12 protein-coding genes are annotated in these 22892 nt (G+C 40.4%); 7 read left to right on the forward strand and 5 right to left on the reverse strand.

Features of this window, described 5'->3' with window-relative positions; translation table 11 throughout:
- The 3 genes from F6K54_RS10155 to F6K54_RS10165 all read left to right on the forward strand — a co-directional run.
- On the forward strand, positions 1 to 304 hold a 304-nt coding region (locus F6K54_RS10155; RefSeq protein ID WP_293077062.1), incomplete at its 5' end, for a DUF1257 domain-containing protein.
- A 215-nt stretch (positions 305 to 519) separates the two neighbouring features.
- On the forward strand, positions 520 to 975 hold the full coding sequence (locus F6K54_RS10160) for a ferredoxin (protein ID WP_293077117.1): 456 nt from the start codon (positions 520 to 522) through the stop codon (positions 973 to 975).
- 307 nt (positions 976 to 1282) lie between these two features.
- Positions 1283 to 1891, forward strand: coding sequence for a Uma2 family endonuclease (locus tag F6K54_RS10165; protein ID WP_293077063.1), 609 nt, complete (start codon positions 1283 to 1285; stop codon positions 1889 to 1891).
- 425 nt (positions 1892 to 2316) lie between these two features.
- Here F6K54_RS10165 and F6K54_RS10170 read toward each other — a convergent pair whose 3' ends face one another.
- From F6K54_RS10170 to F6K54_RS10185, 4 genes are all read right to left on the reverse strand, one after another.
- Positions 2317 to 7239 (reverse strand): hypothetical protein, encoded by a 4923-nt coding sequence (locus tag F6K54_RS10170; protein WP_293077065.1) that lies wholly within the window; start codon positions 7237 to 7239, stop codon positions 2317 to 2319.
- Complete coding sequence (locus F6K54_RS10175; RefSeq protein ID WP_293077067.1) at positions 7226 to 8545, reverse strand: ATP-binding protein; 1320 nt, start codon at positions 8543 to 8545, stop codon at positions 7226 to 7228. The genes F6K54_RS10170 and F6K54_RS10175 overlap by 14 nt, the downstream gene beginning before the upstream one ends.
- Positions 8546 to 9242: 697 nt before the next feature.
- Positions 9243 to 14897 carry a hypothetical protein gene (locus F6K54_RS10180; protein WP_293077069.1) on the reverse strand — a complete coding sequence of 1885 codons (5655 nt, stop codon included), beginning with the start codon at positions 14895 to 14897 and terminating at the stop codon, positions 9243 to 9245.
- A 274-nt stretch (positions 14898 to 15171) separates the two neighbouring features.
- The gene (locus F6K54_RS10185) at positions 15172 to 16602 is read right to left on the reverse strand and encodes an ATP-binding protein (protein ID WP_293077071.1); all 1431 of its coding nucleotides are present in this window, start codon (positions 16600 to 16602) and stop codon (positions 15172 to 15174) included.
- 443 nt (positions 16603 to 17045) lie between these two features.
- On the opposite strand from F6K54_RS10185, the gene F6K54_RS10190 reads away from it, so the two are divergent.
- From F6K54_RS10190 to F6K54_RS10205, 4 genes are all read left to right on the forward strand, one after another.
- Positions 17046 to 18065 (forward strand): ATP-binding cassette domain-containing protein, encoded by a 1020-nt coding sequence (locus F6K54_RS10190; protein ID WP_293077073.1) that lies wholly within the window; start codon positions 17046 to 17048, stop codon positions 18063 to 18065.
- A 462-nt stretch (positions 18066 to 18527) separates the two neighbouring features.
- Entirely contained in the window at positions 18528 to 20180 is a 1653-nt protein-coding gene (locus F6K54_RS10195; RefSeq protein ID WP_293077075.1) for a sodium:solute symporter, read from the forward strand.
- A gap of 199 nt (positions 20181 to 20379) precedes the next feature.
- Positions 20380 to 20616, forward strand: a complete 237-nt coding sequence (locus F6K54_RS10200; protein ID WP_293077077.1) for a type II toxin-antitoxin system HicB family antitoxin — start codon at positions 20380 to 20382, stop codon at positions 20614 to 20616.
- A 4-nt stretch (positions 20617 to 20620) separates the two neighbouring features.
- A complete protein-coding gene (locus F6K54_RS10205) occupies positions 20621 to 20800 on the forward strand; it encodes a type II toxin-antitoxin system HicA family toxin (protein WP_293077079.1) in 180 nt (59 codons plus the stop codon).
- An 87-nt stretch (positions 20801 to 20887) separates the two neighbouring features.
- On the opposite strand, the gene F6K54_RS10210 is transcribed toward F6K54_RS10205, so the two are convergent.
- Positions 20888 to 22696 (reverse strand): choice-of-anchor tandem repeat NxxGxxAF-containing protein, encoded by a 1809-nt coding sequence (locus tag F6K54_RS10210; protein ID WP_293077081.1) that lies wholly within the window; start codon positions 22694 to 22696, stop codon positions 20888 to 20890.
- Positions 22697 to 22892 lie beyond the last annotated feature (196 nt).

Below are 22892 nucleotides of genomic sequence, written 5' to 3' on the forward strand. Positions count from 1 at the left end.
GAAATCTGGTCCTACAGAAGTTCGTGGTTATCGTGGACAAACTAGCACTGCTCGAGTGGGTGTAGAACAAAATAATGGATATGACTTAGGGTTTACCTGGAATGGTAATGAATATGAATTGGTAGCGGATCTACAATTTTGGCAACAAGCATGGTCTGTTGATCGGTTTATCAGTATGGTGACTCAGCGTTATGCTTACAGCACTGTAGTCAATGAAACTGCTAAACAAGGATTTCAAGTTACCGAACAGCAAAAAAACAAAGATGGATCTATTCGTCTAGTTGTTCAACGTTGGAGCGCTTAATTACTATAGCAGAAGGAAGAAGGAAGAGGGAAGAAGGAAGAAGGAAGAAGGCAGAAGGCAGAAGGCAGAAGGAAAAATCTGGTGTTGTCTGAGTTTTCTGCTTTCTGGAGATGTCTATTCTTATTTCTTTCCTCCTGACTATTGTAGGGGCGATTCGCGAATCGCCCCTACAGGTTCCTGATTCAGTAACGCCATTTATTATTGCAAGAGGTCTAATGCTAGATTTTTCTCCATCATCTCCTGAGTCTAACACAGAACGTTCAGGTTTTGAACCGGAACTTGGTGGAGTGTTACGCAATACTCCCGAACGTTCAGGTTTTGAACCGGAACTTGGTGGAATGTTGCGACAAAAGGGAGTTTACGTTGATGAAATTACCTGTATCGGTTGTAAACATTGCGCTCATGTTGCCCATAATACTTTTTATATAGAACCAGATCATGGGCGAGCGCGGGTTTTTCAGCAAGATGGTGACTCTGAAGAATTAATCCAAGAAGCGATCGATACTTGTCCTGTAAATTGTATTCACTGGGTTGATTATACCAAACTAAAAAATTTAGAGGAAGAGCGCAAATATCAGGTTATTCCTATTGCTGGTGGTCCTGTGGATAGCGGAGCAGCTCGTATTGCTAGTCACAGAAATAAGCAGAATGCAGAGAAAAAGAAGATTTGATTCTTGTCATTAGTTTATAAAACTGTAGGTTGGGTTGAACGGAGTGAAACCCAACAAAAGCTTACTATTGTTAGGTTGATCCTAACGGATAAGCTCCGCTAATAGTGTTCCTCAACCAAACCTACATCTATTGCACCATTTCATTTAAGGTCTGTCAATTCAGTAGTAGGGGAGTAGGGGAGCAACATTCTTGTTGGGTTTATCCTACGGATAAGCTCCGCTAACGTTCCTCAACCCAACCTACATCTATATGCACTGTTGCCTGTTGCCCGTTGCCTGTTGCCTGCGCACAGCGCTATAACTAACCATGACTACAACACCAATAAAACCACAACTTACTTTTGAACAATTCCTAGAAAATCTCCCCGATGCAGAAGGACGTTATGAGTTTGTTAATGGAGAAATAACGAGAATATTACCAACCAGAAGACATGAAACTATCGCTGAGTTGATTACTGACTTGATGAAGAATGAAGTAAAGCGCCTTAATCTCAATTATTTTGTTTCTGGCAGAATAATGATTAGAACTTTTCGCAAAGATGGCAAAGAGCAAGGTCGTTATCCTGATGTAAGTGTGGTTGATAAAACAATTTGGTTAGCTAATCCAAGGGCTTATTCTGCACTTACCGAACCGCTTCAGTTGGCTGTAGAAATTGTCTCTACAAATTGGGAAGATGACTATATTGATAAACAAGATGAATATCAACGTTTGGGAATTCTTGAATATTGGATTGTCGATTATTTAGCCGTGGGTAGTCGCGATATTTTAGGCAACCCAAAACAGCCGAGTATTATGGTTTGTTTACTCGATGAAAATGGAGTTTATCAAACTAATTTATATCAAGGCAAAGATAAAATAGTATCCCGAACTTTTCCAGAGTTAACATTAACTGTAGAGCAAATATTAGCAGCTTGATTAAGGAAGGCAGAAGGCAGAAGGCAGAAGGCAGAAGGAAAGAAAAGATTGGAAGGGAAAAGGTTTTTTTATCACTGATTATCAGGACATGATATTATACGATGTCAGGTTGAATAGTTATAAATTAACGAGAGAGGAGTCATATCATGTCCGGTAGCACCGTTTGTGTATAAAATTAAGGTAAAAATGGGAGAAAACCTTCTGCCTCCTGCCTCCTGCCTCCTGCCTTCCTTCCACCAAAGTCTAATTATTCAACCGGACATGATATCAGGAGATCCCCCCTAACCCCCCTTGAAAAGGGGGGAACTGGAAGTCCCCCTTTTTAAGAGGGATGCGCGGGGGATCATTGATGTACTTCACGCCTTATGAAAACTATTATATCAGGAGGAACAAGTTTTTTGATCGCTGATTATCCGAACATAATATTACTCTAAAGATGAAGCTTCATTTTTGGCTTTAGCCTCTGGATCAATATTTTGCCAAGTAGGAATGAGTGCTAGGCGATCGAGTTCTTTTGCTTTTTTATACTTTTCCACTGCTACCTCAATTTCTCCTTCTCTTGCTAATTTGAAACCTTCCTCTATTAGCTTTTCTGCCTCAGCTAATGATTCTGCTCTTTTTATTGGGTTGAGGTTAAGGTCAGAATTCCATCGAAGTGCTTTCTCAAATATGGCAACTGCCTCTTTAATTTTTCCCTCCCTTGCCAGTTTCTCTCCTTCTATTATCCAACTACTAGCAGCCTTTTTCAAGCGAGAGTCAGTTTGGCAAATCTTGAGTTCCTCCAACTCCTGGGGGTGGGAAATTAGGTAATCATTTAACCACTCGCAACCATAGTTAGTTAAATCTTCTATGGGTAAATATCTCCACAACTTTACAGTCTTGTCATCACTAGCAGAAGCAATAGTCTCTCCATCAGGACTAAAAGCTACACCTATGAACAGATTTTCATGTCCCTCAAAAGTCTGCAATAATTGTCCCTGACAATGCCATAATTTTACGGTCTTGTCGGCACTAGCAGAAGCGATCGTCTCTCCATGAGGACAAAAAGCTACATCTATAACTCTGTCCTGATGCCCGTTAAAAGTCTGCAGTAATTGTCCTTGACAGTTCCATAATTTCACAGTCTTGTCATCACTAGCAGAAGCAATAGTCTCTCCATCAGGACTAAATGCTACACCATAAACTTTATCCTGATGCCCCTCAAAAGTCTGCAATAATTTTCCCTGGCAGTTCCATAATTTCATAGTATTGTCAGCACTAGCAGAAGCAATAGTTTCTCCATCTGGGCTAAATGCTACACCATAAACTCTATTTTCATGTCCCACTAAAGTATACAATAATGTTCCCTGGCAGTTCCATAATTTCACGGTACTGTCATAACTAGCAGAAGCAATAATCTCTCCATCACAGCTAAATGCTACACCATAGACTTTATCCTGATGCCCCTCAAAAGTCTGCAATAATTGCCCCTGACAGTTCCACAATTTTACCGTTTTATCATCACTAGCAGAAGCAACAATCTTTCCATCAGGGCTAAATGCTACACCCCTTACCCATTCTTGATGCCCCTCAAAAGTTTGCAATAATTGACCCTGACAATGCCATAATTTCACAGTATTGTCAGCACTAGCAGAAGCAATATTTTTTCCATCAAGGCTAAATGCTACACCGTAGACTCGATTTTCATGCCCCTCAAAAGTTTGCAATAATTGCCCATGACGATGCCACAATTTCACTGTTTTGTCATAACTAGCAGAAGCAACAGTCTTTCCATCAGAGCTAAATACTACACTGTTGACCTGATTTTCATGCCCCACCAAAGTCTGCAATAATTTCCCTTGGTAGTTCCATAATTTCACGGTGTTGTCAGCACTAGCAGAGGCAATGGTCTTCCCATCAGAGCTAAATGCTACACTGTAAAGCTTTTTGTGATGATCTTCGAGGGTATGCAATAATTTCCCTTGGCAGTTCCATAATTTCACAGTGTTGTCATAACTAGCAGAAGCAATAGTTTTTCCATCAGGGCTAAATGCTACAAATATGACCTTATCGTGATGCCCCCCAAAAGTTTGCAACAATTGCCCCTGACGGTTCCACAATTTAACCGTTTTGTCATCACTAGCAGAAGCAATGGTCTTTCCATCAGGGTTAAATGCTACACTGTTGACCTCATCTTGATGTTCGCTCAAAGTCTGCAGCAACTGCCCTCGATAGTTCCATAATTTCACCGTTTTGTCACGACTAGCAGAAACAATGGTTTCCCCATCAGGGCTAAACGCTACATTATAGACAGTCTCCTGGTGTCCAACAAGAGTCTGCAACAATTGCCCCTGACGATTCCACAATTTCACTGTTTTGTCACGACTAGCAGAGGCAATGGTCTCTCCATCAGGACTAAATGCTACACTGTAAACTCTCTCCTCATGTCCCACAAGAGTCTGTAGCAACTGCCCCCGATAGTTCCATAATTTCACCGTTTTGTCATCACTAGCAGAGGCAATAGTCTTCCCATCAGGGCTAAATGCTACACCGTAGACTCTATCTTCATGTGCCTGGAGACGGTTAAATTCAATAAATTCATCTTTGTCATGTTTATAAATTACTGCTCCTAGAGCAGTTGTCACCTCAATAGCTTCGTCCATTGCTTCAAGTTTAGCATCTATGAGTTTTTGTCTTGCTTTCATGGCAGTCATCAACCCATCCCATTGCTTATCTAACATAGAGAGATTTTTGGCCTCATTTGCTAGATCGATAATAATAGTTTTTCCTTTTGACTGTCTACTTTCTCTTTGTCGAATAAATGCAACTAAATAATCATGTACCAACTGATAGCGGTTTGTTGGATTTTCTGGCAACAAAAATACTAAGCCAGAGTTAACAAAAATCTTTAATACTAGCTCCAAATTTTCTACATTAAAATCTACAGTTTCTTTCACCAACTCAGCCTTGGTTTTTTGTGGACGAGTATTATTTTCATCTGTTAATAATAGCAACACTAACCAAGCCAATTTTTCATTTTCTCCTCCGCAATTGTTCACCACTTCTGCTAAATATCGCTCTACCAATTCTGCTTTAGGATGCTCTCCTAATTCTTGATATTTTCCGAGAGTAGTAATATTCTCTGTTTGTAGTTGTGCCCCCACAATCTGCAACTCAATGGGGCGAATTTCTCCTGACTCTTTAGCTAAGTCTGCAACCAACTTTTCTGTGAGTTCTGAATCTATTTGAAATTGAGAATTTGCAGTTAATTCTTTAATTACTAATTTTGCTTGTTCCTGGGAAAAATTTCCCAAGTAATAGAGAATATTTTTACTTAAAATATCATTGTTGATAGTATCGAAATTCCCCAAGCGATTAAGTTCTAATAAATGATGAATATAATCTTCTCGCAGAGATAAAATAATTTTCGTAAAGGGAATATTCAAACATTCTTGGAGAAACTGAGCAAATTCTCTTTTCTTGCCTGGTTCGGTATTTTCAAAGAAAAATTCCTCAAATTGGTCAAAAATTATAACTGTGAGTAGATTTAATTCAGCGTTATTTTGTAACTGAGCTAAAATTGCCTCAGTCGAATTAAGAGTATCTGAAATAACTACTGATTTTTGAATATTTTGTAGCTGCTCTGCTAATTTTTTTCCCAATCTTGAAATCCATTCAACATAAACTCGGTGCAAAACAAGCACTACAGAACGGGTTTCAATTAATTCTCGTTCTAAAGCAGGAATTAATCCTCCCTGCAAAATTGAACTTTTACCAACTCCTGATTGCCCATGAATAACTATTAATTTACACTGATTACTTCTCACTTTTTTTACCAATTTTTCTACATCAAACTGTCTTCCTGGTGCAGCAACTTCTTGAATAGCTTTTCTTGGATTCAGCTTAGGAAAAGTTGGATTAATATTTTTTTTTCTATGTCTCAAACGATTCGCGCCAATGAATGCTTGGAACCCAAATTCCTGTTCAATTTTTTGTTGATTTTGCTTAAATTCAAAAGCTATAAGATATTCTTTTTTTTGGAAATAAATCTCTCGTAATTCTTTGCATATAGAAAAATAAAGTTTTGGATCGTATTCAACTTTTGCTTCTGTAATAGCTTTATTTAGAATTTCTATGGCTCCTTTAATATCACCCAAACATTTATTTGCTTTTCCCAAAGAAAATAAATACCAAACTTGACGATATAAACGTTCCCAATTTAAAATTATTTTGTCTTTGTCTGAGGTAGAATTAGATACATTCTTCAGGGTTTTGTTTAAAATTTTGAGAGCTTTTTGAGCATACTTTTTTGCTTCTGTGTAGTCATTTTTTGCTAGTTTAACTTCGGCAAACAAACCATCAGCCTGTGCTTCTCGGAATGGGTAAGAATAATTTTGATGTAATTCAATTGCTTTATTAGCGACATTCTCTAACTCATTCCAACGCTCCAAATATTGTAAAATCACTCCCCAAGCATTGATAAATTTGGCAACCAAGTCAGGGCGCTTAACTTTCTCAAAGGTTTCTACCGACTGCTGAAAATAGGAACAAGCTCGCTTGTAAGATTTTTCTTGTTCAGCCCGATGCCAAACTCCATAACTGCGCCACCACGAGCCTAGATAATAATTAATGTGGGCTACCCGCACAGCATTATTCAGTTGTTGCCAAAGTTCGAGACTTCGCTGATAATGCTGTCGCGCCTTTTCTGTAGAATTATCTGCTGTCCTAGCTATAGCAAATTCTAGACTTGCCTCTAACTCCCGCTCTAAAATGACTCCCCGTTTTTCCAACTCTTTCTGTGCGCGTAACAACTCTTGATAACCAAATTCACCTAACCCCAAGAAAGTATTATCTAAAAATATTCCTGCCCCACTCTCTAAAACTGTCTGATAAACAGACTCACTCGTCTGCCGAATAAAATCTATTAATTCATCAGTAGAAATTTCAAATACAGTCAAGCTTGCCCTATTTTCAAAATCAGGAATCAACTGAATAAATTTCCGTGACACCTCCTCATTTATCCATAACACCATTGGGAAGTGAAAATTTTTTCTAAACTCGTCTAACACTAAACTCATTGAACGGAGTAACTCATCCACATCAACCACTGATTCCAACCCCCATACCATCAAAGCATCTGGCTGTTGATTTTTTAGACGTTCTTGGATAGTTGCATAAAGTGAACTTACTGACTTATCCAGTACCAACTCCTGCAAAACCCCAGAAAAAGATTCCCGGAGTTGTGGAATTAGGCGATCGCGCTGACTCAGATAACTATAGCGCGCCAGAAACAACCTAAATTTTCCTTGAGACATTTCCATGCCTCTAACTAACCTCTGCAATGATGCTCGATTATTAATTTCTGTCATCTTTTAACTCCGGTACATCTTTTAATATAGGATTGATGTCAAACCAAGACCCTTGTTCATCTTGATATTCATAGACAAACATACTCCGGATTAAAGTTTGGTATTCGTCATCTCCTGCCACTTTTTTTGTCCTAGCTACTCGGCGTAATAATTCCCATTCGTGGTCATCTATAGCTAAAAGTCGCTCATTGCGATAAGTTTTAATGACCTTGGCAACACTAGCACGGGAAATGGGAAGATATCCTTCTTCCATAATGGCATCATTAACTATGCGCAATACATTTCTAACATGACCCCCACTGATGCGACATAAGTAATCTAAAGTTTCCTGACTATCAAAAATTTCGGTAACTTTTGCCAAACGTTGCTGTGGATCTAACTCCGGAAACGCCCTTGCCAAAACTAATTGTCGAACTAACTCCATTCCTTCAGCACATTCATTACCGTCGCGTAACTGTGTCGCCACCATTGGCAATACCTGGGGACTTTTTTTAAATCGCTGGATTAGTGTTTCTAGGTCATTGGAAAACCTCAATGCCAGAGGAATGGTATAAATCACATGACAATGCAGTGCTGCTAGTTGCTCCCCTCGGTCTACAAATAGATATTCTGGTTGAGTTTTGTTCTGATATTTGAGAGTATTATCAACTTTATCAAGGTTATCAACAATGACGACTAATCCATTTTTGCTATACTGCAACAGTTTTTTGTTGGCAGGTTCAAACAATTCTTGGTTAATAGTTTCAATAATGCCACGGGTTCGGGGTCCGAGATATTCTCTGAGTTTACTACGAACTTCAGGACTAGCTTTGGCCTCGGCAGTTATTTTGCCTATTCCGAAAGAGAGTTCAATGTTAGATATTTCCATTTCTGTCTGCAATAATTTGGCAGCTCCCTGGAGTATACCTTTCAGTCTGTTGGGTTCCTTTATCTTAAAATTTTTCAACTCCTCCAAACTTTCACTGACTTGTTGGGCAATAGTTAGAAGGATATCGCCTACATCTACATCTCCCATTTCTAGGTTTTTGTCAGACTCAACGTAGACAACATGAAAGCCTTCTATTTCCAACTGTTGCTTGAGTCGCCAAAGTTCTGTAGATTTGCCACAACCAATATGTCCAGTGAATAGTTGACAGGTAGGTCGGCCTGAAGACCAGAGAATAGTCTTTTGTAATTTCTTGATAACTTGTCCTCCACGGACAGTGGAGAAGTCAATATAGTATCTATTGTCAATTTCTGCATTGTCTATAAATAGAGGAATGCCAGGGTCTGTTGCCTGAAAAAAAGCTTTGGGATCTAAAGGCATAATTATTTATGAGAAGCTACTCCTTAATTTTATCGCAGGGAATAGGGAGTGGGGGAGTAGGGGAGTGGGGGAGTAGGGGAGTAGGGGAGTAGGGAGTAGGGGAGTAGGGAGTAGGGAGTAGGGATTAGGGGAGTAGGGGAGTAGGGAGTAGGGGAGTAGGGGAGTAGGGAGTAGGGGAGTAGGGGAGATAAAGACACCTTTGATAAATGTTTGCTACAAATAGTTAGGCTATTTCTTAGGAGTCATATCATGTCCGGTTGAATCTTACACTTTGGAGGAAGTAAGGCAGAAGGCAGGAGGCAGAAGGCAGAAGGGAAAGAAAGGTTTGAAGGAAAAAGGTTTTTTTATCACTGATTATCCGGACATGATATAAATTCTCTTTTCTATCAAATGGACATTTCCTGTAAAATCTTTTCATTGCACTTAATTATTCGTAAGATTCTTTTTTGAAATTGGTATTATACCATTTTTTATGTCGTAATATCAAATCCGGTAGCATCGGTATAATAAGATAGTTAATCAGAATTCAGAATCCAGAATCCAGAATTCAGAAGGGAAGAGAACTCAGAATTCTTTCCGCTCTGGGTGAAGAAGGAATATTTTTTTATACCGAATTAAACGGATTTGATATAACTTATCTTTTTCGTCAAATAGGCATTTCCTATAAATTCTTTCTATCGACTCCAGCAAATAACCATCAATCTCTCAAACTCTCCAACACCTCATCAGTAAATGGGTTTTCCCCTGCCTGAAGCGCTTTTATCCATTCTTGCCGTTGCGCTTTTTTCTTCTCATCATTAGCCCATTCTACATATACCTGAAAATCTGCGATCGCTCCTTCAATATCCCCCATTAACGCCCTGGCAAATCCGCGACTGTCAACAATAGAGCCATTTTTAGGGTCAAGGGTGACTGCTTTCTCACAAGCAAACATAACATCAGCAGCTTTGTTATAAAGACTGCCATACCAACAAAGTGTACCCCAATTATGAGCAGAAATTTGAGTAGAGTAGATTTTTTCTGCTTGTTTGTAAGAGTTAATTGCTTCCTTAACTTTACCCTCTTTCACAAGCTTCCTCCCTTTATCCAAAAACGCATTTACTGCCTCATATCTAGCTTGAGCCTTAGCAATATTTTGCAGAGTAGGCATGAATGCTAGGTTGTCCAGTTTTGCTATTGCTTCTTCATACTTTTCTACTGTTGCTTCTTCTATAACTTCCTTCATCAGATTTTCTGCCTTAAATAATGATTCTGCAAGAACTTTTGGCTTGAGGTTGAGGTCTGGGTTCCATTTCAGTGCTTTCTTAAATGTGGCAACTGCTTCGTTAACCTTCCCCTCTCTTGCCAACTTCTCTCCCTCCATCACCCAACTACGAGAGGCTACTTTCTTGCGTCCGTAGGTTTGGCAAATCTCAAGTTCCTCTAACTCTTGGGGATGGGAAACCAGGTAATCCTCTAACCACTTGCAACCATGCTTGGTTAAATCGTCTATGCGCCAAGTCCACAATTTCACTGTATTGTCAGCACTAGCGGTAGCAATAGTCTCTCCATCCGGACTAAATGCTACACTATAGATCTCATTCTCATGTCCGGTTAAAGTCTGCAATTCATTTCCCTTAAGGTTCCACAATTTCACTGTATCGTCAGTACTCGTAGAAGCAATAGTCTCACCATCCGGACTAAATGCTACACCAAAGACTGAATACTTATGCCCAGTTAGAGTCTGCAACTTCTTTCCCTTAAGGTTCCACAATTTCACTGTTTTGTCACTACTGGCAGAAGCAATAATCTCTCCATCGGGACTAAATGCTATACCATTAACCCAATTCTCATGGTGGGTGAGAGTCTGCAACTCCTTTCCCTTAAGGTTCCACAACTTCACTGTATTGTCACTACTCGTAGAAGCAATAGTCTCCCCATCCGGGCTAAATGCTACACCAAAGACTGAATACTTATGCCCAGTTAGAGTCTGCAACTCCTTCCCCTTAAGGTTCCACAATTTCACTGTTTTGTCACTACTGGCAGAAGCAATAATCTCTCCATCAGGACTAAATGCTACACCATTAACCCAGTTCTCATGGCCGTTTAAAGTCTGCAATAATTTCCCCTGACGGTTCCACAATTTTACTGTATTGTCACTACTAGCAGAAGCAATAATCTCTCCATCAGGACTAAATGCTACACCATTAACCCAATTATCATGGCCGTTTAAAGTCTCCAATAATTTCCCCTGACGGTTCCACAATTTCACTGTATTGTCATGACTGGCAGAAGCAATCATCTCTCCATCGGGACTAAATGCTACACCTATGACCAAATCATCATGCCCCTGCAAAGTCTGCAACAACTGTTCCTTTTGCTTCCACAATTTCACTGTATTGTCACGACTAGCAGAAGCAATAGTCTCTCCATCAGGACTAAATACTACACCCATGATCGAATCATCATGCCCCTGCAAAGTCTGCAACAGTTGCCCCTTTTGGTTCCACAATTTCATTGTTTTGTCAGCACTAACAGTGGCAATAGTTTTTCCATCAGGGCTAAATGCTACAGAGTAGACCCAATTTTTATGCCCCCTCAGAGTCTGCAATAACTGCCACGACTTCCTCAAAGGAATTGGCCACAACTTCCCCTTTTGGCTCCACAATTTCACTGTTTTGTCAGCACTAACAGTGGCAATAGTTTTTCCATCAGGACTAAACGCTACATCCCTGACTTGATCCTTATGCCCAGTTAGAGTCTGCAACAGTTGTCCCTTTTGGCTCCATAATTTCACCGTGTTATCAACACTAGCAGTGGCAATAGTCTCTCCATCAGGACTAAATGCTAAACCCCTGACTTTATCCTTATGCCCAGTTAGAGTCTGCAACAGTTGCCCCTTTTGGCTCCATAATTTCACCGTGTTGTCAGCACTAGCAGAAGCAATAGTCTCTCCATCGGGACTAAATGCTACACCCAAGACATGATCCTCATGCCCCACTAGAGTCTGCAATAAATCTCCCTGATGGTTCCACAATTTCACTGTTTTGTCATCACTAGCAGTGGCAATAGTCTCCCCATCAGGACTAAATGCTACACTATTTACCCACTGCTTATGGCCTAGCAGAGTCTGCAATAAATCTCCCTGACGGTTCCACAATTTCACCGTGTTGTCACGACTAGCAGTGGCAATAGTCTCTCCATCGGAGCTAAATGCTACACCCACAACCCAATGCTTATGCCCCTGGAGATTGTTAAAGTCTCTAAATTCTTCTTCTTTGTTACGTTTGTAAACTGCTACTCGGAGAACATCTCTAATTTTGCTACCATTTTTACCAGTTAGATCAAATTTACCATCTACTTGTTTTTGTATAGCTTTCATAGCAGTCATCAACCCATGCAATCGATCGCCTGACATCGATAAGGCTCTGGACTCATTTGCCGTAGTAATAATAGTTTGTTTTTCTGCTCGTCTACTTTCCCTGTGTTCCCTCAAGGCAAATATTGTCATCCCTCCTGCCAATACTGCCATCCCCAATGCAGCACCAACCGAAACTCTAACTATCCGCTTCTGCAACTGCTGTCGTTTTGACTTTTCCTGTTTCAGTTCTTCTAATATTTCAGGGCCTTTCCTTTGTCGAATAAAAGCAACTAAATAATCATGAACTAACTGATAACGATTTGCTGGTTTTTCCCGTAACAAAAATACTAAACGAGACTTGACAAAAATCTTTAGTACTAACTCTAACTCTTTCTCTTGAAACTGACTTTCTTTCACCAATTCAGTCTGAGTTTTTAGTGGACGAGTATTATTTTCATCGGTTAACAACATCAAAACCAACCAAGCCAAATTTTCATTTTCTTCACCACAGTCTTTCACTACTGATGCTAAATATCGGTTTACTAATTCTGCCTTGGGATAATCTCCTAATTCTTGATATTTTTCCACAGTGGTAATATTCTCTGTCTGTAGTTGTGCTCCCATAATTTGTAACTCAATCGGACGAATATCTTCTGTCTCCTTGTCTAAGTCTTCTACCAATTTTTCTGTCAATTTTGAATCGATTTTAAATTGAGAGTTTTCGGTTAATTCTTTAATGACTGATTTTGCCTGATTCTGGGAAAAATTTCTCAATTCATAACGAATATTTTTACTTAAAATATCATTGTTGATTGTTTCTAAGTTAGCTAAAGAATTAAATTCTAATAAATAATGAATATAATCCTCTCGCAGGGATAAAACAATTTTCACAAAAGGAATTTCCAAACATTCTTGCAGAAACTGAGCAAACTCTCTTTTCTGCCCAGGCTCTGAATTAACAAAGAAAAATTCCTCAAATTGATCGAAAATAATAACCGTCAGTAAATTGAATTCAGCATTATTTCGTAACTGAGAAAAAATTGCCTCAGTCGAATTAAGCATTTGTGAATTAACTGCTAATTGGGGAATTGTTTTGAGTTTTTTAGCTAAACTTTCCCCCAATTCTGAAATCCAATTAACATAAACTCGCTGCAAAACTACTACTACGTTACGGGTATCAATTGATTTTTTTTCTAAAACAGGTATTAATCCAGCCTGCAAAATCGAACTTTTACCAACTCCTGATTGTCCATGAATCACTATCAGTTTATAGTCAGGACGACTAATTCTTTCTAGCAATTCTTCTACATTAAATTGACGCCCAGATGCAGAAATTTCTTGAGTAAATTTTCGTCGATTAAGTTGAGGTAAAGCCTGGTTGGTATTTGGTTTTCTATACCCCAAACGATTTGCACCGATAAATGCTACAAACCCAAATTGTTGTTCTATTTTTTGTCGTTCTCGCTTCAGTTCAAAAGCTGTTAAATATTCCTTTTGTTGGTAATATATTTTTCGTAATTCTGTGAGAATATAAATATAAAATTCAGTTCTGTATTCAGGTTTAGTCGTATTTTTTGCTTGCTCAAAATTGGCTATTGATGCTTCAAAATTACCTAATTTTTTTTCGGCTTTTGCTAGAGTAAATAAATATTTTCCTAGATGAGAATAGCGCTCCAAATCTAAAGTAATTTCGTCTTTTTCTGAGCTAGGAGGAGATACAGCATCTAGAGTTTTGTTGAAAATTTCTATGGCATTTTGAGCAAGTTTTTTTGCTTGTCTATAATGATTTTTTGCCAGTTCAAATTCTGCTAGAAAACCATAAGCACGAGCGAGTCGAAAAGATGTTTGATGAACTCCACTCATTCCCCCCTGGGAAAGGCGATCCCCCCTCATTCCCCCCTGGGAAAGGCGATCCCCCCTCATTCCCCCCTTGGTAAGGGGGGAGGAAGAAGAAGAAGGGGACTTTTTTGTTACTAAGAGTAGCTCAACACCATCCAACTCCCCCCTTTCCAAGGGGGGTTGGGGGGGATCAAAAACTTTTATTGCTCTTTTGGCAACAGTTTCTAACTCATCCCAACGCCCTAAAGTTTGCAGAACTTCTCCCCAAGCATTGATAAATTTAGCAACTAAGTCTGGGCGGTTAACTGTCTCAAAGCCTTCTACCGACTGCTGAAAATATGAACAAGCTCTCTCACAAGCCATATTTTTCTCAACCCGATGCCTAAGTGCATAACTACGCCACCATAACCCCAGATAATGATAAGTGTGAGCTACTCGCACCGAGTTGTTAATTTGTTGCCAAAGTTCGACACTGCGTTGATAATGCTCTAGTGCTACTTCGGTAGAATTATCGGTTGCCCTGCCTAAAACAAATTCCAAATTTGCTTCTAATTCAGGCTCTAAGGTAACTTCTCGCTTTAACAATTCTTGCCTTGCGCCAACCAACTCTTGATAAGCACACTCTCCCAAACCAAGGGCAGTATCATCTAAAAATATTCCTGCCCCACTTTCTAAAACTTTCTGATAAACACTCTCACTGGTGTGCTGAATAAAATCAATTAATTCCTGAGTTCCAGTTTCAAAAACGGTCAGACTTGACCAATTTTCAAAGTCAGGAATTAACCGAATAAACTTACGAGAAATTTCTGCATCAACCCATAAAACTATGGGAAAAGGGCAATTTTTTCTAAACTCCTCGCGAACTAAACTCATTGCGACCAGCAATTTATCAATATCTCTAACAAACTCCAAACCCCAAACCATCAAAGCATTTGGTTGTTGGTCTCTTAATCGTTTTCTGATAGTTGCATAAAGTTCATCGACAGACTCATCCAACTGCAACTGTGCCAAGTCTTCAGAAAAAGATTCCCGGAGTTGTGAAATTAGGCGATCGCGCTGGCTCAGATTATTGCACTGTGCCAGAAATAGGCGAAATTGTCCTTGAGACATTTCCATGCCTCGGATTAATTTATGCAATAATTTTTGATGATTAACTTCCCTGTAACTAGGCATAAATTTTTGACTCTATGTTAATTACTAACCAACCTCAAACCTGTATTATTTCCTACTAGACTGACACACCTTAAATGGGGTGATGGGGTGATGGGGGGATGGGGTGATGGGGGGATGGGGTGACGAAAAAAGCGCTCTGCACTATTTTAGGTGAAACGGTCCACTACTAGACTGACACAGCTAAAACTGTGCAATAGATTGTTATTTCTAGGTGTCTTTATCTCCCCTACTCCCCCACTCCCCCACTCCCCTACTCCCCCACTCCCCTACTCCACTACTCCCTTATATTTAACTCCGGCGCATCTTTCAAGAGAGGATTAATTTCAAACCAAGGGCCAAGTTCATCTTGATACTCATAAACAAACATACTCCGAATTAAAATTTGGTATCCATCATCTCCCGTTACTTTTTTTGTCTGAGCAACTCGGCGCAATAATTCCCACTCATGGTCATCTACAGCTAAAAGTCGCTGATTGCGATAAGTTCTAATTACATTGGCAACACTAGCGCGGGAGATGGGAAGATCCCCTTCTTCCATAATAGCCTCATTAACTATTCGCAATACATTCCTCACATGACCACCACTGAAACGACATAAGTAATCTAAAGTTTCCTGACTATCAAATATTTCGGTAACTTTTGCCAAACGTTGTTGTTCATCTAATTCTGGAAATGCTCTCGCCAACACTAACTGTCGCATTAACTTCATTCCTTCAGCACATTCACTACCATCACGCAACTGTGTCGCCACCATTGGCAATATTTGAGGGTCTTTCTTAAATCTTTGAGTTAATGTGTCGTAGTCATTGGAAAACCTCAGTGCCATAGGAAGAGTATAAATCAAATGACAATGAAGACTCATCAATTGTTCGCCCCGGTCAACAAATAGATATTCTGGTTGAGGTCGTCCCCAAGGTTTAGGTGAGCTATCAACTTTTTCCAGGTTGTCAACTATAACCACTAATCCTTTTTTACCATACTGTTTCAGCTTTTCGTTAGCGGGTTCGAGCAATTCTTTGTTAATAGTTTCAATAATTCTGCTGGTGCGGGGTCCGAGATATTCTCTGAGTTTACTACGAAGTTCGGGACTAGCTTTTGCTTGGGCAGTAATTTTACCAATTCCTAAAGCTACAAATTCTAATCCTTTTTCGTCAGCTTTGACTTGACCAACTCCAGGCAAACCAACTTCTGCTGAAAATGAACCCTCACTGCTAGCTGCTACTTTACCCACACCGGGAATATTAGCTTCTGCAGAGAGTTCAATTTCTGTGTGCAATAATTTTGCAGCTCCCTGAAGTAGACCTTTTAATCCTTTTGGTTCCTCCAGGTTAAGTTTTTCCAACTTCTCCAAACTTCTGCTGACCTGTTGTGCAATAGTTAGAAAAATATCACCTATATCCACATCTCCCATTTCTAGGCTTTTGTCAGATTCAAAATAGACAACGTGAAAGCCTTCCGTTTCTAACTGTTGTTTGAGTTGCCATAATTCTGTAGACTTACCACAACCAATATGTCCGGTGAATAGTTGGCAAGTAGGTTGGTCTGAAGACCAGAGAGTAATAGTATTTTTTAATTTTTTTATAACTTTTCCTCCACGCACAGTCGAGAAGTCAATGTAGTATTTCTTGTCAATTTCTACATTATCCATGAACAGAGGAATGCCAGGGTTTGTTGCCTGAAAAAAGGCTTGAACATCTATGGTCATTTCAGTTATCAGTTATCAGTTATCAGTTATCAGTACCTCCAACTGTTTGCGCAGCATTCCGCAGGAAAGTTAGAGGCTTGAAATATTGAACTTGATTGTCTCTTGGTCCATTGGATATGGCGAAGAAACCTGCGCCATCCCTCGACCGCTTCTTCATCCCCTTAAAAGGGCAGCCTTATTTACTATTTATGAGAAGCTAGCATTAATTTTATCGCAGGGAACATTCAAGAATTTAGAATTTAGAATTTAGAATTTAGAATTACCTCTTCTTGAAAAGAAGAGGATTGACTAATCATGAAAATTTTTATTTATTATCCCCTTAAAAGAGGAGGCTTTAAACCACAATATTTCGATAAGAAAAACTTTTCTATCTGCTGGTTTTCTGCCGACAATAATATAAACAATTACAATGATCGGAGAAAACCCTATATTTACTCATAATCATGGCACCAGCAGTTTTAATAGAAAACCTTCAGAAAAGTTATGGCTCAGTTACAGCAGTTAAGGACGTTTCCTTTCAGATAGAACCTGGAGAAATATTTGGTTTGCTTGGCCCTAATGGTGCAGGTAAAACAACCACACTACGCGCTCTGTGTACTCTACTTACACCAGACGCTGGACGTTTAGAAGTATCTGGTATTTCAGTAGTTGACCAACCGAGAATAGCTAGACAACGCCTTGGCTATGTTGCTCAGGAAGTGGCCATCGACAAGGTACTGACGGGCCGAGAACTACTGGAACTGCAAGCAGCTATATATCATATTCCAGACAAATTGGCAAGGGAAAGAATCGAAGGAGCGATCGCCCTCTTGGGAATAGAAGATTGGGCAGATAAAAAAACAGGCACTTATTCAGGTGGTATTCGTAAACGTCTAGATTTAGCGGCAGGTTTATTGCATCAACCAGATGTTTTAGTTTTGGATGAACCCACAGTGGGTTTAGATATTGATAGTCGGGTAGCAGTTTGGGATTTTTTGCGTCAGTTGCGAGACTCAGGCACAACAGTTTTGATTACCAGTCACTATCTGGAAGAAGTTGATGCTTTGGCAGATAGGGTAGCTATTATTGACCAAGGTGTGGTTATTGCGACGGGTACTCCTTCGGAACTTAAAGACCGAGTGGGAGGCGATCGCATCACTCTCCGTATTAGGGAATTTTCTTCTACTGAAGAAGCAGAAAAAGCCAAAGTATTACTAGGAAACTTGCCCATAGTCCAAGAAGTTATTGTTAATGCTGCTCAAGGCAATTCTTTAAACTTAGTTGTGACACCCCAGAGCGATGCTTTGATTAAAATTCAACAGTCATTGCAGGAGGAAGGTTTACCTATTTTTGGTATTGCTCAAGCGCGACCAAGTTTGGATGATGTTTATCTAGCAGCAACAGGAAAAACTTTGATGGATGCAGAATTAGCTGCTGTGGGTAGTCGCGACTTAAAAGCTGAGAAAAAACAAAGTATGCGTTGAATGTTTTCGTGAATTGGCACTTTGTAGGTGAACGGGCGAACGGGCGAACGGGAACACGCAAGATGCCCATTCCACAAGACTATTAAAATTATTCCGCATTTATGCAACACCAACAATGGAGTATTTGTCAAAGTCTAGTCCAGTAGTAGACTGACACATCTAAAACTGTGCAATAGATTTTTATTTCTAGGTGTCTTCCCTACTCCCCTACTCCCCCACTCCCCTACTCCCCCACTCCCTAATGGACCATTTTAGCGTCGGTCCACTACTTCTACTGTTCCCTATTCCCTACTTTTACAAGTTGAGTAGTTTATGCATTTAATTGATTACACTATTGTCGTCATCTACCTGCTGGCGATCGTCCTGTTTGGCATATTTCTCCAGCGCAAAGCATCCGGTGGCATAGACTCTTACTTTCTGGGCGATCGGAATATGCCTTGGTGGGTATTGGGGGCATCCGGAATGGCTTCCAATACGGACATTGCGGGGACAATGTTGATAACAGCTTTAGTCTACGCCTTGGGAACGAAGGGATTTTTTCTGGAACTCCGGGGTGGCATTGCCTTAATTCTAGCAATGTTCATGATTTTTATGGGCAAGTGGAACCGTCGCGCCCAAGTTATGACTTTAGCAGAATGGATGCATTTGCGTTTTGGAGTCGGACGGGAAGGAAATATCGCCCGGATAGTTAGTGCCGTTGCTGCTATTATCTTGACTATTGGCAGGATTAGTTACTTTGCCATAGGTGGGGGCAAATTCTTAGGAGAATTTATCACAGTGGATGCCCGCATAGCCTCGATTTTAATTATCTTCCTGGCATTGATATACACTGTCCTTAGCGGTTTTTATGGGGTGGTGTTAACAGACCTGTTTCAGGGAGTTTTGATTTTTGTGGCTATCATCTATATCTGCGCGATCGCTCTGCAACTTCCCCCTCTCCCGGAGACATTTGCCATTTCTATTCCGGGAACCGAGCAATTGCACGAGTGGAATTTTAGCGAGTGGAGTAGTATATTCCCCTCCATGGAAGTAGACTTGCCCGGAGACTATGGTCGTTTCAACTTGTTCGGCGCTATCCTTTGTTTCTATCTGCTGAAAGTATTGATGGAAGGGTTTGGCGGTATCGGTGGTTATATGATGCAGCGCTATTTTGCCGCCAAAAGCGACCGGGAAGTGGGGTTAATGTCCCTGTGGTGGATATTCTTGCTTTCCTTTCGCTGGCCTTTGGTAACTGCCTTTGCGATCCTGGGCATCAATTACGGCATTACTAACCAAGTAATTCCTGACCCGGAACTGGTCTTGCCAACAGTTATCGCTACTTACCTACCAGTGGGAATCAAGGGATTGGTATTAGCTTGTTTTATCGCCGCCGGGATGTCTACTTTTGACTCCTTAATTAATGGTGGCGCTGCTTACTGGGTGAAGGATATTTATCAAGCTTATCTCAATCCGCAAGCTGACAACCGCAAACTGCTGGCTCAAAGTCGTTGGGCATCGGTTATCATTGTTATGGTGGGATTGCTATTTAGCTTCAGTATCTCCAATATCAATGAAATTTGGGGATGGTTGACTCTGGGATTGGGTACGGGTTTGGCAGTTCCTTTGCTGTTAAGATGGTATTGGTGGCGGTTTAATGGTTATGGATTTGCTACTGGTATCGCTGCTGGTATGGTGGCTGCAATTGTTACTAAGGCGATCGTCTTACCTTCTTTCCCGAATCTGCAACTTGCTGAATTTATCCAATTTCTAATTCCTAGCAGTTGTTCTTTGGCAGGATGTATCGCTGGCACTCTGTTAACTCCAGCAACGGAACAGTCAGTTCTGGAGAATTTTTATACTGTCACCCGTCCCTTTGGTTTCTGGAAGCCGATCGCTGTTAATATTCCCCGCAATCTCACGATCAATATCGCATTAGAGAACAGGCGGGATTTACTGGTAACTGCGATCGCGATTCCCTGGCAAATAGTTTTGTGTCTCACGGGAATTATGTTTATGATGAAACGTTGGGATAATTTCCAAATTCTATTCCTGTTGCTGCTTGTACTTTCTATCTGTTTGTACTTCGTCTGGTATAGATATCTGTATGGAAGTCAAAATTCAAAAGTCAAAAGTTAAAATTATGGAAGTCAAAAGTCAAAAGTTAATGGAAGTCAAAAGTCAAAAGTCAAAAGTAAGAATTATGGAAATCAAGAGTCAAAAGTCAATTGCTGACTGCTAACCGCTTTTTTAATAATGTGGTTCATTGACCTAAAAACTGCTGTATAATAGCTGTAAAAATTGAGAAAATTTTTGACTTTCTCCAATCTAAAATATTATGGAAAAACTGTTGCAACTACAGATTGAAAAGTTACCTGAAGGAGTTTATTTGGCAACTAGCGATGCTTTGCCTGGTTTAGTTGCTCAGGGAGAAACTCTGACTGAAACTTTGGAAATAGCTCGCGATGTAGCTAGTAAGTTAATAGAAGCTCGTAGGGAAAGACAACCTCTGAATCTGGAAAGTTTACAAACTCTTGCTGAAAAGTTTGATTATCCATTGGTTATTAGTGAATAATTTGGTGGTTTTATGGGAAGGTTGGCAGGATTTCGCTACCTTTGAAATTGTGAAGAAATTGAAGACTTTTGGGTTTGTTTTTGACCGTCAAGCTGCTGGTAGCCATGAGATTTGGTACAATCCAGATAGGAATTTGTATACTACTATTCCTAATCATTCTAAAGATTTGCCAGAAGGAACATAAAAACCGAGTTTGCGTTAGATGTCTTGCTATACTTAGCATCTGTTTTCCACAAACCCAGTTTCTTAATAATACTCTAAAGCAATTGGATTATTTACGCTTTAGTCGGGAACCTAGGAATAATGCGCTTACAGATAGCAATCCTAGAACGGTTGCTGGTTCTGGCGTTGACTCTAGTTCAACTGGAGACAGGGTAAAGTCGGCTGTTTCTGTATTGAAGGCGAGTTTTATTGGTAGAGCCATAGGATTTGTGGGGTCGATCGCATCACCTGTGCGAACAGTAAACCGTTCTACACCCTCGCCATCAATGAGGAAGTCGCCTAAGATATCAGCATAGAGGCTAAAGTCAATTTCGTCGCCACTAGAAAACTCACCCAAAACAATATCCTCAACGAGAACGGTGAAGGGATTCTCAAATGTAGAAGGCAAATCAAGGATTGAGGTAAATAGAGAGTCGCTGTCCATCTCGTAGTGGAAACCGTAAGCAGTGGGGGGGTCGTACCAAGCACCGGAGGTGACACCGCAGAAACTCATCGTGTTTATTTCTTGGTGAGGGCAGTTTGGCAACCAAGGATTAAACTGGGAATCACCGAACGGGTTGGCACGGTAAACACCTTCAGTTCCATTAGCCAGTCTTGCCCAGAAGGCGATTTCGCTGTCGTTGCTCAAGCTACCGCGATCCATGGCTAAATCGACAACTGTAGAGCCCAGGAGCGTATCGCCCAAGCCAATTACTTTATCATCTATTGCATGACTTCCAGTAAAGATGCCTTTCTTATTTCTGGAATCTTGAGGGTTACTCTGATTCGCCATGAAGGCAACGTTTCCGTTATCGTTGATGGAACTTGTGCCCATACTAAAGAAGCTTGAGCTGGTTGGATCTCCGTGACCCCAACGCCAGGGGTTCTCAAAATAATTACCAGCAATCACGCTGCCGTTCGCACCATCACCAGAAAAGATTATTTGACCTTGCAAACCTGGTATAGGAGTAGTGTTAGCAGTGATACCCACATAACCCGACACCAATCCGTTGTCATTAATATTAGCTTCACGGTATGAACCTACCAGAAAAGCAGGATTGTCAGAAACAACGGGAGTAGTTGCACCTCCATCCCCAACGAAAATACCGTTCTCGCTAGAAAAACTAACGACTCCCTCATTATTAATCGAAGGAGCGTAAAAATCTACAGGACATTGACTTCCATCAGCCGATAGACCAGAACACTGGGTAATCTCAGTGGTGACGCTTGGAGGATTTGGTGCAGTCGGTAGTGTTGCTTTATAGACATTAGTGTGACCATTTCTCCGAGCAGTGAATGCTACCTCTCCACTGTCATTTATAGAAACTCCAGGAGCAAAGTCATAGCCCTCAGTGCTACTGGCAATCAACCTAGGCTGCGGCCAGCCAGGTCTGTTGACATAGATAGCTGTAGTACCATCGTTCAATGTAGCAATAAAAGCAGTTTCTTTGTTTGCGTTGATAGCAATTCCCTGATCGAAGCTAGCAAATATTGTGCCGTCTGTTGTCGCTACTGTCTCTGGAGCAGCACCTAAGCCAATATAAATGCCCTGATAAGTCTGTCCAGATGACGTTCTCTTTTCTGCATGGTAGGCAATTCGTCCACCATTACTAATCGCGATGCCCTTGCCAGCCTGATAATTAGGATCTGTTTCCAGGTTATACGAGTTGCGCCAGAAGCCCGGTGTACCGAGTCCGCGCTCAACGCTAGAGTACTGAGTACTAGGTACGAAAGGATTGTTTGTTGTGTCTGCAATCCTCGTAAAATTGAAACTGGCAGCCTTAGCTTGGCCACCTACTAAGAGTGAAACCAAAGTTAAAGCCAGACCGGAAATCTTCTTGGCTTTACCTTTAAATTGACAATAGTTGCGAAAGTTCATAGTAAATAGTCCATAAAATTGATAGGAAGCCTTACATCAAGTAACAATCTAGGAGATGCCTTCTGCTTTTACACTAAATCTCAAATTTGTTTGTTTGCAACAATTTACAAACCCCATTGAGATTTCTTTTATAAGAGTCTCTGATAAAAACGATAAACATAGATTAATTAAGAATTTTTTAACTATTCTGGCAAAA

Origin of the sequence: Okeania sp. SIO3B5, assembly GCF_010692555.1 — a bacterium.
GTDB lineage: Bacteria > Cyanobacteriota > Cyanobacteriia > Cyanobacteriales > Microcoleaceae > Okeania.

What these genes read in the sequence shown, in the direction of transcription:
- F6K54_RS10160 (WP_293077117.1), top strand. Translation starts at nt 520, where the DNA reads ATGCTAGATTTTTCTCCATCATCTCCTGAGTCTAACACAGAACGTTCA.
- F6K54_RS10165 (WP_293077063.1), top strand. Translation starts at nt 1,283, where the DNA reads ATGACTACAACACCAATAAAACCACAACTTACTTTTGAACAATTCCTA.
- F6K54_RS10170 (WP_293077065.1), bottom strand. Translation starts at nt 7,239, where the DNA reads ATGACAGAAATTAATAATCGAGCATCATTGCAGAGGTTAGTTAGAGGC.
- F6K54_RS10175 (WP_293077067.1), bottom strand. Translation starts at nt 8,545, where the DNA reads ATGCCTTTAGATCCCAAAGCTTTTTTTCAGGCAACAGACCCTGGCATT.
- F6K54_RS10180 (WP_293077069.1), bottom strand. Translation starts at nt 14,897, where the DNA reads ATGCCTAGTTACAGGGAAGTTAATCATCAAAAATTATTGCATAAATTA.
- F6K54_RS10185 (WP_293077071.1), bottom strand. Translation starts at nt 16,602, where the DNA reads ATGACCATAGATGTTCAAGCCTTTTTTCAGGCAACAAACCCTGGCATT.
- F6K54_RS10190 (WP_293077073.1), top strand. Translation starts at nt 17,046, where the DNA reads ATGGCACCAGCAGTTTTAATAGAAAACCTTCAGAAAAGTTATGGCTCA.
- F6K54_RS10195 (WP_293077075.1), top strand. Translation starts at nt 18,528, where the DNA reads ATGGCTTCCAATACGGACATTGCGGGGACAATGTTGATAACAGCTTTA.
- F6K54_RS10200 (WP_293077077.1), top strand. Translation starts at nt 20,380, where the DNA reads ATGGAAAAACTGTTGCAACTACAGATTGAAAAGTTACCTGAAGGAGTT.
- F6K54_RS10210 (WP_293077081.1), bottom strand. Translation starts at nt 22,696, where the DNA reads ATGAACTTTCGCAACTATTGTCAATTTAAAGGTAAAGCCAAGAAGATT.